The organism is Mycobacterium arosiense ATCC BAA-1401 = DSM 45069 (assembly GCF_002086125.1).
Lineage (GTDB): Bacteria > Actinomycetota > Actinomycetes > Mycobacteriales > Mycobacteriaceae > Mycobacterium > Mycobacterium arosiense.
Genome location: NZ_MVHG01000003.1, coordinates 78,443 through 93,180, shown reverse-complemented (window position 1 = coordinate 93,180; position 14,738 = coordinate 78,443). Strand labels below are relative to the sequence as shown.

Here is a 14,738-nt window from a genome sequence, read left to right as displayed (position 1 = left end):
TGCGCACGAAAGCGGTGATGTGCGCCGTCCTGATCGTGGCGTTCGGCGCCGCGGCGCCGACGCCGGCGGGCGCCGATCCCGGCCCTGGCGGCGACGACCCCGAACCGTTCAACGGCATCAGTTGTAGCTGCGACCGGAGCGCTTCGACCGATGGTCCGCTATCGCGGCAACAAATCAGCGAGGGCATACACCAAGGGCTGTCCGGCCGGGGGCCCGCGACTTGACCCGCCGCCTGAACTTGGCGGCCCTGCTGCGGCAACATCGCGAAATCGGTGCTGCGATCCAGTCATTCATCGCAAAGCTCGAAGCCGGCGGCATGCAGACCGAGCTCGTCACGGCGATGTTGGATGCGCTTCGTCAGCACATCTATCTTGAGGAGGTCTTTCTTTTCCCGCCCCTCCGGGATGCCGGAATAATGATGCCGATCGTTGTGATGACCCGCGAACATGGCCAGCTATGGGAAACGATGGAAAATCTGAGTCAGCTGCTGGATGATCCAGCAGACGGTCCGCCGCTTGAGGCCATGTGCGACCGGCTGCTCGGTCAGCTTCGCGCGCACAGCTTCAACGAGGAGCCGGCCATCTATCTGCATGCCAACTACGATTTGCCTGCATCAACAAGCGCGGAACTGACGAGGTTTGTCGCCACCGGCCGCTTGCCCGAAGGGTGGAAGTGTCGGCAGGCGAAGAGTTGAGGCCAACGAGGTTAACGGCGTAGCCGGCCAGGTCGATTCGTAGCGACCGCGGGTTCTTTCGATAACAGGCGCAGCATGCAGCATGTTTGGCCGTCAATCGCCTGCCACCCTCGAAGCTGCCATTGACTAATGTCACCATTTGTTGTTGACTTCGTTGCATGGTCGACGGCGTTCCGGCTCGCGGGTCGTTGCGATCTCGCGGCGCGGCAGCAGTAAGTACGTACACCCTGCGGCCGATCACCGGCGTGATCCCGCCCGAGCGGGCGTGGGGGCTGTGGCTATCGCGCCAGATCATCGCCAGGATCATGGGCACGTTCGGCCCCTCGCTCGCGGGCGCCCGCGTCGAATCCGTCGACACCAGGCTGTCCGACGGCCGCCGCGTGAAGGGTGAATGGGTCTACGGACCGCGAACACCGACAAGCCACACCGAGCGCTCCTCGACGAGCGAGGGCACGATCTACTACGTGCACGGCAGCGGCTACGCCGTGTGCTCGCCAAAGACCCACCGCCGCTTGACATCCTGGCTATCGGCCCTGACCGGCCTGCCGGTGTTATGCATCGATTACCGACTGGCCCCGAAACACCGCTTCCCCACCGCGGCCGACGACGTCCGCGCGGGCTGGGACTGGCTCGTCGAGACCTGCGGGGTTCCGCCGAAACAGATTGTGATATGCGGGGATTCGGCGGGCGGTCACCTGTCCGTCGACTTGCTGCTGCAACCCGGGGTCAAGCACCCCGCCGCCATGGTGCTGTTCTCTCCCCTGTACGACCTCACGTTCGAACTGGCGCTGGCCCGGGAGCGAATACGCCCCGATCCCGCCACTCGGGCGGCGAACGCGGTCCGCCTCGTCGGCCTCTACCACAGCGGCGTCGACCTCACCCATCAACGACTGACGCTCGACGTCGCCGGCGGCCCGGCGCTCCCCCCGACCCTGATCCAGGCCGGCGGCGCCGAGATGCTGGAAGAGGACGCACGCCAGCTCGCCGCCGACATCCGGACTGCCGGCGGCCGATGCGAACTGCAGATCTGGCCCCATCAGGTGCACGTCTTTCAGGCGCTGCCACGCATGACGCCCGAAGCCGCCAAGGCGATGGCCTATGTCGCGCGCTTCATCGCGCACGCCCTGCAGGATGCGCGCGCCGTCACCGAAGGGGCCCGCTGACATGCTCGACAGACTCCTCAACAGGCCGAAAACCAGCCGCGGCGCCTTGGCCGTGGTGACCGGCGCGGGAAGCGGCATCGGCGCCGCGTTCGCCGTCGAGCTGGCCAGGCGGGGCGGTGCGGTCGTGTGCAGCGACATCGACCAGGACGCCGCACAACAAACGGCCGACGCGGTCACCGAGCACGGCGCGAAAGCGATCGGCATCCGTTGCGACGTATCGCGATTCGACGATGTGCAGGCGTTGGCCGAGCAGTCGCGGGCGTGGTTCGCGGGGCCGCCGACGCTGGTGATCAACAACGCCGGTGTCGGCGCGGGCGGTGCCGCCATCGGCGGCGCGCCGCTGGACGATTGGCGCTGGACCCTGGCGATCAACCTGTGGGGGCCGATTCACGGCTGCCACGTGTTCACCCCGATCCTGCGCGAGGCCGAGCGGCTACGCGCCCCCCGCGGCATCATCAACGTGGCCTCGGCCGCGGCGTTCGGAGCGGCGCCCGGCATGGCCGCCTATAACGTCAGCAAGGCCGGTGTGCTCTCACTCTCGGAAACCCTAGCCGCCGAACTGGCCGGGACACCGGTGCGGGTCACCGTGCTGTGCCCCACCTTCGTCAAGACCAACATCCTCGAATCCGGCCGCATCAGCGAGCAATCCAGCGAACTGGCCGCAAAGCTGATGCGGTGGACCGGATTATCCGCCGAGAAGGTCGCGCGTGACTGCCTGGATGCGCACGACCGAGGCGAGCTGTACTGCATGCCGCAATTCGACGCCAAGATCGGCTGGAACATCAAACGCCTTGCCCCGCAGACCTATACGCGGGCGGCCGGCCTGATGTCCCGCATCAACCTGCCCCGATCACCCGAGGAATAGGAGCTCCCGATGGCCATCGACATGGAAGCCATGCTCGCCAAGATCAAGGACCGGCAGTGGGCACTCGCCGACATCAACTGGGAGGCGCCCGGCGCCGAGATGATCAGTGATGAACAGCGGCCACAACTCAAGGCTTTCATGGCCGACCTGTGCTGGATCGAAAACATCGGCGCCAGGGGCTTCGCGGCGCTGGCGAAGAAGGCACCCACGCCGACCATCGCCGAGATCTACCGCTACTTCCACGCCGAGGAGCAGCGCCACGCCAACGCTGAATTGGCGCTGATGAAGCGCTGGGGCATGCTCGAGGACGGCGAGGTTCCCGAGCCGAACGTGAACATCCGACTGGCGATCGACTGGTTGGACCGCTGGGCCGACGACATGCCGCTGTCTTTGCTCGGCACCGTGATTCCGATGCTCGAAGTCGCACTCGACGGCGCCCTGTTGAAATTCCTCCTCGACGAGGTGCACGACCCTCTGTGTCACCAGGTCTTCGAGAAGATCAACAACGACGAATCCCGCCATCTGGTCGTCGATTTCGAGGTGCTGGACATGATCGGGCACGCAAAGGTCCGGCGGTTACTGATCGACTTCGTCGGTCACAATGCCACTCCGGGCCTGATCATCGGCGCGATCATGGGCGCACCGCTGATCAACAGGATCCGCAACGAGATCACCGCCATGGGTATGGAGCCGGAGCGGCTCTACCGGGCTGTGAAACGATTCCGAGAGCTTGGTGATCGCGGCGAGCGTACCGGGCGGGTACCGACTTATCGTTTCCTGCGGCGCTACGCCGGAGTGGTCACCAATCCACGCCACCCGTACCACCTGCTGGCGAATTCGATGGTGTGGCTGTCCGACCGGTACCCGCGGCCCCTGCTTCCGTCGGTGCCGACCTGGGTTAAAGAGCTCACCCACGAGCCGGCGGCGTGACCGTGGCCACCGACCGCGTCCATGCGGCGCTCATCATCGGGGCCGGCTTCACCGGACTGGGGGCGGCGATCCGCCTGGCCGAGGCCGGCGTCGACGACGTCGTGCTGCTCGAGCGCGCCGATCGCGTCGGCGGGACCTGGCGCGACACAACGTATCCCGGGGCCAGCTGTGACGTCCCGTCGCTGCTGTACTCCTACTCCTTCGTCAAGAACCCGACCTGGTCGCGCACCTACTCGCCGGCCCCCGAGATCTACCGGCATCTCGAGGAGATGGCGAGCAGATTCGACATCCGCAGCCGCATCAGGTTCGGCCACGAAGTCAAGGGCTTGACCTTCGACGCCGAAGCCGGGGCCTGGACCGCCACCACCAAGAACCGCAAGAGGTTTGACGCCCGCACCGTCGTGCTGGCCTCGGGTCCCCTGTCCGACGTCAGCTTCCCCGACATCCGGGGCCTGGACACCTACCGCGGACACAAGATCCACAGCGCGCGCTGGGATCACGACTACGACTTCGCCGGCAAGCGGGTCGCGGTCATCGGTACCGGTGCCAGCGCCATCCAGATCATCCCCGAGCTGGTCAAGCGCGCCGGGTTCGTCAAGGTCTTTCAGCGCACACCGTGCTGGGTGCTGCCCCGCTTGGACGTCGCCACCCCACCGGCGGTGCAGGCTTTGTTCACCAAAGTCCCTGCCACTCAACAGCTTGCACGCCAAGCGCTGTACTGGGGCCACGAGGCAAGCGCCACGGCACTGGTGTGGGACACACCGCTGACGTCGCTGGTCGCCCGGCTGGGGCGGGCCCACCTGCGCGCCCAGGTGAAGGATCCCTGGCTGCGGCGTCAGTTGACGCCGGACTTCAGGCCGGGGTGTAAACGCATGCTGGTGTCCAGCGACTACTACCCCGCGCTGCAACGCGACAACTGCAAGCTCATCGACTGGCCGATCGCCACCTTGAGCCCGGTCGGCATTCGCACCAGCGACGGCATCGAGCACCACCTCGACTGCATCGTGTTCGCCACCGGGTACGACGTGCATCTCACCGGTCCGCCGTTTCCGGTCACCGGGCTCAACGGGCGGTCGCTGGCCGCCGAATGGGCCTACGGCGCACAGGCCTACAAGAGCATCAACGTGCACGGGTATCCGAACCTGTTCATCATGACCGGCCCGAACTCCGGGCCGGGGCACAACTCGCTGCTGGTCTACATCGAGGGCCAGCTCGACTACGCCGTGCGCGGCATCACCACCATCCTCAACGAGGACCTGCGTTATCTCGATGTGCGCGACGAGGTCCAGCGCCGACACAACGAGGACCTGCAACGCCGGCTTACCAAAACGACCTGGATGTCAGGTTGCCGCAGTTGGTACCTGACCAAGGACGGATACAACGGGTCGATGTATCCCGGTTTCGCGACGCAGTATCTTCGCCAGATGAGGGATTTCCGGTACGAGCACTACCAGGCGGTGGCGCGCCGCGCCCAGACGCGGGCCACCGCGTCGGCCTGAGCGGCCGCACCGACATGGCCACCGAACGCGCATCGCGGCCCGAACCCGGCACCATCGCCGGCGTGCTGCACAACGTGCGGCGCGCGCCCAAGCGCGTGCGGCGCCAATCGCGGGAATACCGCCAACTCATCGAGGGCGCGGTGTCCCAGCTTTTCGAGTCGGCCGTCCGGCACCCGCACGGCGACGCGAACTCCGGTGAATACCGGATCGACGACCTGGCCCGGCTGGCCGGCACCACCACCCGCAACATCCGCGTCTACCGCGACCGCGGGCTGCTGCCGCCGCCACTGCGGGTGGGGCGCATCGCCCTGTTCAACGACACCCATCTGACCCGGCTGCGGCTCATCACCTCGATGCTCGACCGCGGCTACAACATCGCACACGTGCGCGAAATGCTCAGCGCGTGGGAGGAAGGCAAAAACCTCGGCGACGTGCTGGGCCTGGAAACCGCTATCGTCGGCACCTGGACCACCGAGAAGCCGGAAACCGTGTCGCTGGCTCACGCCCAGCGACTGGTCGACGACGCCGATGCGTTCGACCGCCTGGTGGCGCTTCAGCTGATCCGGATCGATGGGACGCAGGCCACCATCACCCGCCCAAAGCTCATCGAGGCGTTCAACGAAATCCGCGGTTACGGCGTCAAATTGGACAAGCTCATCGACCTGCACGAGCAGATCGTCCCTGAGATCGACAAGATCAGCGACATGCTGGTGCGCGCCGGGGCCGAACATGTGCTCGACCGCATCAAGCCCGGTGAACCGCTGCCGGCCGACGCCGAAATCGCCGAGCTCATCACCATGTTGGTGCGCTTCCGCACTCAAGCGGTGGCCACCGTCACCGCCACGCTCGCGTCGTCCATCGAATCCAACATCGAGTCGCTCGTCGGCCGCATCTTGACCGACTATCTCGAATCGACCTCTTCGGTCTGAGGCCGGCGTCGCGCGCACCTCGAGGTATTCGCGGTCCTCGCAGACAACTGCGTCAGTGCTGGCTCAGCGTCAAAGTTCCTTTCGTTTGAAGCACTTTGCTCGCAGTGATCTTCTCGGTCCTGCGGGCCTCCCGCTCGAGGTAGCGCCGCTTGGACTCGTCGAATCGCTCCGAGGCATCCTCGAGTTCCATGATTAGCAGCGCGAGATCGTCGCGCATCGCGCCGCTTCACCGGTGAAGTCTTCGCGTTCGAAAATTCGCCACTTCCTCAGCACCGGCATCACGACTTCGTCGAGGTGAATGCGCGGGTCATAGACGCCGCCGACCGCGATGATCACCGCCTTGCGGCGAAACTCCGGAACCGTGAATCCGGGCATCTTGAAATTGCGCAGGATTCGATGCACCGACCTCATCGCCTGGTCGGGGGCGATGTCCAAACCCGCGGCGCTGACATCCCGGTAGAAAAGCATGTGCAGGTTTTCGTCGTGCGACACCCTGGCCATCAACTGCTCGGCGACGGTGTCGTTGCTGGCCTTGCCCGTGTTGCGGTGTGAGACCCGGGTGGCGAGTTCCTGGAAAGAGACGTACATGACCGAGTCGAACAGGCTTTCAGCGAACATGTCGCCCTGCTGATTCTGGCCCGGGCTGAAACCTCTCGTCATTTGCTCGAGCCGCAGCTTCTCCAGCTCCACCGGATCGACGGCGCGGGTCACCACGAGGTAGTCGCGCAACGCCGTGCTGTGTCGGGCCTCCTCGGCGGTCCATCGATTCACCCACTGTCCCCACGGCCCGTCCATGCTGAAGTTCATCGCGATCTCACGGTGGTAGGACGGCAAATTGTCCTCGGTCAGCAGGTTTTGCACCATCGCGACCTGCGCGACGTCCGGCAGCGCGCTCTGTCCGGGCTGCCAATCCTGGCCGTCGGGCCCGTAGAAATTCTTCCCGTCCGACCAGGGAACGTAATCGTGCGGACTCCACTCCTTGAACATCGAGAGGTGGCGATTGAGCAGGTGCTCGACCACCGGCTCGAGCTCGTGAAGTAGCTGCAGGTTGGTCAGAGGTTTGGACACAAAGCCCTCCCAGTTATCCGTCGCGGCGTAACCGCGGTGTATCTGTGTCATGCGGTTACATAAAAATGACACGCGAGGGAAAAGGGCAAATAGGGCCGAAAGTCACTACTGCCATGAACCGTGACGCAGGGAACACCGAACGGCCGGGCGAGCGGGCCCACCGTAAAAGCTATTGACGCGCAATCAGATACGGCGCCAGCGTGGACAGCTTCTCGCAGGTCTCTTCGAACTCACGATCGGGCGTGGACCCCTCGATGATGCCCGCACCCGCCCGCAGCCACGTCCTGCCGTCACGCTCGTAAGCCGCCCGCAACGTCAGCGCCGCATCCAGGCCGCCGTCGGCCGAAATCATCACGACCGCACCCGAATACAGCCCGCGCGGCCCCTCGTCGAGGCGCATGATCGCTTCGACCCCGGCGGCTTTTGGGATGCCCGAGGCGGTGACCGCGGGGAACAGCGCCTCGAGCGCGTCCATCCGGTCGTTCGAGGTGTCAAGACGGCCGCTGATTGTGGAGCCGAGGTGTTGCACGCTCCCCCGTTCCCGCACCGTCATGAAATCGGTGACGACTGCGGTGCCGGGCTCGGCGATCTCGGCCATTTCCTGCAGCGAGCTTCGTACCGAAATGGCGTGCTCGACAATCTCTTTGGAATTCGTCTCCAAGTCGTCGCGGGCCTGGCGGTCACGGACCTCGCCGCGGCCGAGTGCACGGGTTCCCGCCAGCGGTTCGGTCACCACGACGCCGTCATGGTGGACGGCCGCGACCAGTTCCGGGCTGTAACCCACGGCGCGAATTCCGCCCAGCCGCAGCAGAAACGACCTCACCGGGGTGTTGTGCCGCCGGGCCAGCCGATAGGTGGACGGGAAGTCGAGCGGGAAAGGCACTTCGAGAGAGCGGGAAAGGATGACTTTGTGATAGTGGCCCGCGGCGATCTCGCCGACTGCCGACGCGACCCGGTCACGGTAGCCGGACGGGTCAGCGATCACGTCGACCACCGAGGCGCCGCGCACGTCGGACACGCCGGCGCCGAGCACGTCCAGGACTTCGTCCCGGTGGTCGGCCGATGCACCGGACAGGCGAACCCCCTCCCGGGTCACCACGATGCGGCCGTTCGGCCAAAACACCCGGGCAAGTGCGGTTCCCGGCGCCAGTCGCTGCTGCAGCCCGTAGCGATACACGCCGAACTCGAAGGCAATCCAGCCAAAGAGCTGGTCGGTCTCCAGCAACAGCCGGTCGATGGCTTCGCCGAGAACCGGCCCCGGCCGGCCCGACCATTGTTGGCATTGGGTCACGCCGTCGCGGATCACCCGCAGCTCGTCGCTGTCGAGCTCGATCATGGCGCGCACGCCGGTGGCGAGCACCCATTCACCACCGCGCTCATAGAGCAGATACTGTTCCCCGACGCGGTCGGAGAGCTCCGCGGCCAACTCGGCCGCCAGGTCCGCCGGGTCGATATGCACGGGAAGCGGGATCGACGGCGACTCAGAGCCGGCGGGACTTGTCTCGACGCTGACCTCGGTCACGATTAGTAAATGTAGCCTAACCTATGTAGCTGTGCGCAACCGATCCCGCGAAGCGCCCGCTCGATTGCCGCATTCGGCTAAAACTCCCGCGGAGTTAAATCGCTGCGCCGGTCCGGCGCGTCCCTCGCAGCCCGTTGCGGCCCCGGCATTACCGAGCCGTTTGTGCGGGTAGAGCCGCTAAAACTGCGCCCTCGCGGGGCAGGTCCGGCCGTCGGCCGTGACGATCGCCGCCCCAAAGGTTTCCCAACCGTTTACGTCGCGGCCGCACAATAGGCGGCTCCGGCAGCCAGACTTTTCCTAGCGTCACTGCCTGCACCGCCCGGATTGCCGCATTGGAGGAACGCCGTGTTCATAATCCGGCTTTTCAACGGCGAGGAAGTGCACGCGAGCGAAGGCGACGAGCTGGAGATCAATCCGCAGACGGGCGTGCTGTCGGTTTCCCGGGTCGACGGTTTCGAGGAAATCACGACGCATTACTCGCCGTCCGCGTGGCTGTCGGTGACGCACCGGAAGAAGGGCGCCGGCGTCCGGCCCTCGCTCGTCCCGTCGGCGCGTTGACGCTTTATTGATTCCACAGTAAACACACAGCACTTTCACACCAAACTAGCGGCAGCGTTAACGGCCCCACGCACGGACTTTCGAACGGATGATCTCCGCTCTGACCAGCAGTTTTCCCGGTCACCGGCAGCCTTGCGGGGTGGCCGACACCCTGTGTACTGCCGAGTGGCGGCGGGCCTACGGCGGGGATAAATTCTTGACGGTCGTCGGGATGTTGTTTCGTGGTTGCTCCGCTTGCGGACGGTGCTTCCCCAGATCAGCGCTCTAATTTCACGGAGGCATTAATGCTGCAAGAGTTCTGGCACAACTTCACCCACAACCTGTTCAAACCGCTTTTGTTGTTCTTCTACTTCGGGTTCCTGATTCCGATCCTCAAGGTGCGGTTCGAATTTCCTTACGTCATCTATCAGGGATTGACGATGTACCTGTTGCTGGCCATCGGCTGGCACGGCGGTGAAGAGCTCGCCCAAGTCAAGGCTTCCAGCGTCGGCGCCATCGTCGGATTCATGGTGGTGGGCTTCCTGCTCAACTTCGTGATCGGCTGCATCGCCTACCTATTGCTGACTGTGCTGACCTCGCTGCGAGCGGTCGATCGAGCGACGGTCGCCGGCTATTACGGTTCGGATTCGGCGGGAACGTTCGCCACCTGCGTGGCGGTGCTGGCCACCGTCAACCTCGTGTTCGACGCTTACATGCCCGTGATGCTGGCCGTCATGGAGGTTCCCGGCTGCCTGGTGGCGCTGTATCTGGTTGCGCGACTGCGGCATCGGGGGATGGACTCGGCGGGCTACATGCCCGACGAGGCCGGCTACACGCCACCGGTCAAGGTGGGCGTCGGCCCCGGGACGGCCGCCCGTCCTCCGCACGGACAGAGTCTCGAGAGCCAAGAGGAAGCCGCCATCGAGCAGGAGCTGGAGCTTTCGATGGAAAAGCTGGATCATCCGGACTCCGAGCACGACCACGTCAGGGTCGAAAAGCAGCCCTTTCTCTCCCGTGAACTCATGCAAGAGGTGTTCCTCAACCCCGGTCTGGTCCTTCTCTTCGGCGGAATCGTCATCGGCCTCGTCAGTGGTCTGCAGGGCCAAAAGGTCGTTGCCGCCGACGACTCATTCTTCGTGGTGGCCTTCCAGGGCGTGCTCTGCCTGTTCCTGCTCGAGATGGGCATGACGGCCGCCCGCAAGCTGAAGGACCTGCGCACGGCGGGCCCGGGCTTCATCCTCTACGGTCTGCTGGCGCCGAACATCTTCGCAGCGCTGGGAATCATCGTCGCCCACACCTACGCCTACCTCACCCACACCGATTTCAAGCCGGGAACGTACGTGCTGTTCGCGGTGCTGTGCGGTGCCTCGTCCTACATCGCCGTTCCGGCGGTGCAGCGCCTGGCAATCCCGGAAGCCAGCCCGACCCTGCCGCTGGCCGCCTCACTGGGCCTGACGTTCTCCTACAACGTCACCATCGGCATCCCGCTATACATCGAGATTGCCCGCATCGTCGGGCATTGGTTCCCCGGAGCCTGACGAGTTAACCGAGCAGCGTCCGCACCACGGCGTCGGCCAGCAGCCGTCCGCGCGCGGTAAGGACCAGCCTGTCACCGTCGGACGCCAGCAACCCGTCGGCAACCACGCCCTCGGCACGCTCCCGCTCGGCCGGATCCAGCAATGCCACCGGGAGTCCTTGGCGCAGGCGGGTTTTCAACAGCACGTCCTCGGTATGCAAGGCGCCGGCGTCCAGCTGCTCGAACCCGGCCACCGGCAGCGCCGCCGCGCTCAACCGTTCCGCATACGCGTTGGGGTGCTTGACATTCCACCAGCGCGTCGCACCGAGGTAGCCGTGCGCGCCTGGCCCCGCGCCCCACCACTGGCCACCGTCCCAGTAGCCGAGATTGTGACGGCATTCGCCGCCCGGCCGCGACCAGTTGGACACCTCGTACCACGACAATCCGGCCTGGAACAGCCGCGCGTCCACCAACTCGTAGCGGTGGGCCAGCACGTCGTCATCGGGGGCGGCCAGTTCGCCGCGCCGGACCCGCCGGGCCAGCGCGGTGCCTTCCTCGACGACCAGCGCATAGGCGGACACGTGATCCACGCCGGTCTCGATCGCGGCCTCGACCGAGCACAACAGGTCGTCGTCGGACTCCCCCGGAGTTCCGTAGATCAAATCGAGGCTGACGTGCTCGAAGCCGGCGGCCAGCGCCTCGCGGGCGGCGGCGGCCGACCGGTTCGGGGTGTGGATTCGGTCCAGGACTCCCAGCACCCTCGGCGCCACCGACTGCATCCCCAGCGATACCCGGGTGTAGCCGGCCGCGCGGATCGCGTCGAAGAAATCCGGCCATGCCGACTCCGGGTTGGCCTCGGTGGTGACCTCGGCATCGGGCGCCAGCGTGAAGTGCTGGCGCACCATTTTCAGCAGCGTCGCCATCCGCGCACCGCCCAGCAGCGACGGCGTCCCGCCACCGACAAACACGGTGCTCACCGGGGGCGCCTGCAACCTCGCGGCCGCCAGTTCCAGTTCGGTCCCCAGCGCGCTGAGCCAGGCGTCCGGATTGACGCCACCCAACTCGGCCGGGGTGTAAGTGTTGAAATCGCAATAGCCGCAACGTGTTACGCAGAACGGTACGTGCACATAGATGCCAAACGGCGACCCGTCGACCGGCCCGACGTCGGGCAGCTCGACCGGGTTTTCGCGAATGGCCATGCCACATGATCCCACGCCGAACCGGTGCACCCGAGCCGTCGGTTCGCCGCCCCCGACCGCCGGCGGTCGCACGAAGTTCTAAGGCTTTGCCAGGGCGACCTCCCAGAGTCGGCCGGTAATTTTAATCACCGTGAGCCAAGATTTGACCTGCTCGCATGGCCGTCGGACAGCCATGGCACAATGGGGGCGTGACCGTTGACCAGCCCAGCCCGCACATGGTGCTCGTGGCGCGACGGCACATCGATCTCAAGCGCGTTTGCAGCTGTATCTGTCTGCCTTGACGTGGTAGACCCAGCCCCCCTGCGTCTCCAGCTGGCCGACGTTTCCGCGCCGCCCAAAAGTGCCGGTGAACTGTGCTGGCCGCGCTGGCGATCTTTTCCAAAGGAGAGAACTTCCGATGACCACCGCCCGAGCCGCGAAGCCCCGAAACGAGGGCCAGTGGGCACTGGGAAATCGTGAGCCGCTGAACCCGAACGAAGAGATGAAGCAGGCCGGCGCCCCGCTGGACGTTCGGGAGCGCATCGAGACCGTCTATGCCCGCAACGGCTTCGACAGCATCGACAAGAGCGACCTACGGGGGCGTTTCCGCTGGTGGGGGCTGTACACCCAGCGCGAGCAGGGGTACGACGGCACGTTCACCGGCGACGACAACGCCGAATTGCTGGAAGCCCGATACTTCATGATGCGGGTGCGTTGCGACGGCGGCGCGCTGTCGGTGGCCGCGCTGCGCACGGTGGGCCAGATCTCCACGGAATTCGCCCGCGACACCGCCGACATCACCGACCGCGAAAACGTGCAGTACCACTGGATCGAGGTGGAGAACGTCCCCGAGATCTGGCGGCGGCTCGCCGCGGTCGGACTGCAGACCGCCGAGGCGTGCGGCGACTGCCCCCGCGTGATCCTGGGGTCACCGCTGGCCGGTGAATCGCTCGACGAGGTGCTCGACCCCACCTGGGCGATCGACGAGATCGTGCGCCGCTACATCGGCCAACCCGACTTCGCCGACCTGCCGCGCAAGTACAAGACGGCGATCTCGGGTCTGCAGGACGTAGTGCACGAGGTCAACGACGTCGCCTTCATCGGCGTCAACCACCCCGAGCACGGTCCCGGCCTGGACCTGTGGGTCGGTGGCGGGTTGTCGACCAACCCGATGCTGGGCCAGCGCGTCGGAGCCTGGGTGCCGCTCGAGGAGGTGCCCGAGGTGTGGCACGCGGTGACCTCGATCTTCCGCGACTACGGCTACCGCCGTTTGCGATCCAAGGCGCGGCTGAAGTTTCTGGTCAAGGACTGGGGCATTGAAAAGTTCCGTGCAGTTCTCGAAACCGAGTATCTCAAGCGTCCGCTGATCGACGGCCCCGCCCCCGAACCGCTGAAGCATCCGATCGACCATGTCGGGGTACAGCGGCTCAAGAACGGGCTCAACGCGGTGGGCGTCGCCTCCATCGCCGGACGGGTGTCGGGCACCATCCTCACCGCGGTGGCCGACCTGGCCGAACGGGCCGGCTCGGACCGGATCCGGCTCACCCCCTACCAGAAGCTGGTCATCCTCGACGTGCCCGACGACAAGCTCGACGAGCTGGTCGCCGGCCTAGACGCGCTCGGCCTGCAATCGCAGCCGTCGCATTGGCGCCGGAATCTGATGGCCTGCACCGGGATTGAATACTGCAAGTTGTCATTCGCCGAAACCCGGGTCAAGGCGCAGTCTTTGGTGCCCGAGCTGGAGCGCCGCCTGGCCGACATCAACGAGCAGCTCGACGTGCCCATCACCGTCAACATCAACGGCTGCCCCAATTCCTGCGCCCGCATTCAGGTCGCCGACATCGGGCTCAAGGGCCAGATGGTCGACGACGGAGAGGGCGGTTCGGTCGAGGGATTCCAGGTTCATCTCGGCGGCAGCCTGGGCCTGGACAGCGGATTCGGCCGAAAATTGCGCCAGCACAAGGTCACCAGTGACGAGCTCGGCGACTATATCGAGCGGGTCACACGTAACTTCCTGAAATATCGCGGCGAGGGTGAACGTTTCGCACAGTGGGCTATGAGGGCAGACGAGGACGATTTGCGATGAGCGAACGCACAACCAAACTTTCAGAAGCCGAATTGCGGGAGCTTGCCGCCCGCGGCGCGGCCGAACTGGAGGGCGCCAGCGCCGCCGACGTGTTGCGTTGGACTGACGAAACATTCGGCGGTATCAACGGGCCCCGCGGCTGGGCCACCTGCAATTACGTGGTGGCGTCCAGCATGCAGGAGGCCGTGTTGATCGATCTGGCCTCAAAGGTGCGCCCGGGCGTGCCGGTAGTGTTCTTGGACACCGGTTATCACTTCGTGGAAACCATCGGTACCCGGGACGCTATCGAGTCCGTGTACGACATCCGGGTGCTCAACGTCACCCCGGAGCACAGCGTCGCCGAGCAGGACAGGCTGCTGGGCAAGGACCTGTTCGCCCGCGATCCCGGCGAGTGCTGCCGGTTGCGCAAGGTCGCGCCGCTGGGCAAGACGCTGCGCGGATACTCAGCGTGGGTGACCGGGCTGCGCCGGTCGGAGACCGCGACGCGGGCCAACGCGCCGGTGGTCGGCTTCGACGAGGGCTTTAAGCTCGTCAAGGTCAACCCGATGGCGACCTGGTCCGATGAGGACGTGCAGAATTACATCGACGAGCACAGCGTGCTGGTCAATCCGCTTATCTACGATGGCTATTCGTCAATCGGCTGCCAGCCCTGCACTGCCAAGCCGCTGGCCGGCGCAGACCCGCGCAGCGGGCGCTGGCAGGGCCGGGCCAAGACCGAATGCGGTTTGCACGCGTCGTAGCGGCAGCGGTC

At 65.5% G+C, this 14,738-nt stretch carries 13 protein-coding genes and 1 pseudogene; 11 read left to right on the top strand and 3 right to left on the bottom strand.

The features are described from left to right. Positions 1–220: 220 nt before the first annotated feature. The 6 genes from BST14_RS02180 (at position 221) to BST14_RS02155 (ending at position 6,080) form a co-directional block, all read left to right on the top strand. Positions 221–694 carry a hemerythrin domain-containing protein gene (locus tag BST14_RS02180; RefSeq protein ID WP_142279223.1) on the top strand — a complete coding sequence of 158 codons (474 nt, stop codon included), beginning with the start codon at positions 221–223 and terminating at the stop codon, positions 692–694. A gap of 158 nt (positions 695–852) precedes the next feature. Then, positions 853–1,857, top strand: a complete 1,005-nt coding sequence (locus tag BST14_RS02175; RefSeq protein WP_158085843.1) for an alpha/beta hydrolase — start codon at positions 853–855, stop codon at positions 1,855–1,857. Between the two features lies 1 nt (position 1,858). Beyond that, positions 1,859–2,722: an SDR family NAD(P)-dependent oxidoreductase gene (locus tag BST14_RS02170; RefSeq protein WP_083062951.1), complete on the top strand. Its 864-nt coding sequence runs from the start codon at positions 1,859–1,861 to the stop codon at positions 2,720–2,722. A gap of 9 nt (positions 2,723–2,731) precedes the next feature. Next, on the top strand, positions 2,732–3,652 hold the full coding sequence (locus tag BST14_RS02165; protein WP_083062950.1) for a reductase: 921 nt from the start codon (positions 2,732–2,734) through the stop codon (positions 3,650–3,652). 2 nt (positions 3,653–3,654) lie between these two features. After that, positions 3,655–5,151 carry a flavin-containing monooxygenase gene (locus tag BST14_RS02160; RefSeq protein WP_438502121.1) on the top strand — a complete coding sequence of 499 codons (1,497 nt, stop codon included), beginning with the start codon at positions 3,655–3,657 and terminating at the stop codon, positions 5,149–5,151. A gap of 14 nt (positions 5,152–5,165) precedes the next feature. Further along, the gene (locus tag BST14_RS02155; protein ID WP_083062948.1) at positions 5,166–6,080 is read left to right on the top strand and encodes a MerR family transcriptional regulator; all 915 of its coding nucleotides are present in this window, start codon (positions 5,166–5,168) and stop codon (positions 6,078–6,080) included. 52 nt (positions 6,081–6,132) lie between these two features. Here the strand turns inward: BST14_RS02155 and BST14_RS02150 are convergent. Both BST14_RS02150 and BST14_RS02145 read right to left on the bottom strand, forming a co-directional pair. Beyond that, positions 6,133–7,148 (bottom strand): annotated as a pseudogene (locus tag BST14_RS02150) (acyl-ACP desaturase). Between the two features lie 169 nt (positions 7,149–7,317). Beyond that, a complete protein-coding gene (locus BST14_RS02145) occupies positions 7,318–8,670 on the bottom strand; it encodes a salicylate synthase (RefSeq protein ID WP_083062947.1) in 1,353 nt (450 codons plus the stop codon). A 345-nt stretch (positions 8,671–9,015) separates the two neighbouring features. Here BST14_RS02145 and BST14_RS02140 point away from each other — a divergent pair, with 345 nt between their 5' ends. Further along, positions 9,016–9,228: a hypothetical protein gene (locus BST14_RS02140; RefSeq protein ID WP_007769888.1), complete on the top strand. Its 213-nt coding sequence runs from the start codon at positions 9,016–9,018 to the stop codon at positions 9,226–9,228. Positions 9,229–9,512: 284 nt separating this feature from the next. Further along, positions 9,513–10,745, top strand: coding sequence for a sodium-dependent bicarbonate transport family permease (locus tag BST14_RS02135; RefSeq protein WP_083062946.1), 1,233 nt, complete (start codon positions 9,513–9,515; stop codon positions 10,743–10,745). Positions 10,746–10,749: 4 nt separating this feature from the next. On the opposite strand, the gene hemW is transcribed toward BST14_RS02135, so the two are convergent. Continuing rightward, a complete protein-coding gene (gene hemW, locus BST14_RS02130; RefSeq protein WP_083062945.1) occupies positions 10,750–11,922 on the bottom strand; it encodes a radical SAM family heme chaperone HemW in 1,173 nt (390 codons plus the stop codon). A gap of 155 nt (positions 11,923–12,077) precedes the next feature. On the opposite strand from hemW, the gene BST14_RS31630 reads away from it, so the two are divergent. The 3 genes from BST14_RS31630 (at position 12,078) to BST14_RS02115 (ending at position 14,727) form a co-directional block, all read left to right on the top strand. Beyond that, a complete protein-coding gene (locus BST14_RS31630) occupies positions 12,078–12,203 on the top strand; it encodes an Ms4527A family Cys-rich leader peptide (RefSeq protein WP_368731244.1) in 126 nt (41 codons plus the stop codon). 116 nt (positions 12,204–12,319) lie between these two features. Further along, entirely contained in the window at positions 12,320–13,987 is a 1,668-nt protein-coding gene (locus tag BST14_RS02120) for a nitrite/sulfite reductase (RefSeq protein ID WP_083062944.1), read from the top strand. Beyond that, entirely contained in the window at positions 13,984–14,727 is a 744-nt protein-coding gene (locus BST14_RS02115; RefSeq protein WP_083062943.1) for a phosphoadenylyl-sulfate reductase, read from the top strand. Before BST14_RS02120 ends, BST14_RS02115 begins: the two co-directional genes overlap by 4 nt. Positions 14,728–14,738 lie beyond the last annotated feature (11 nt).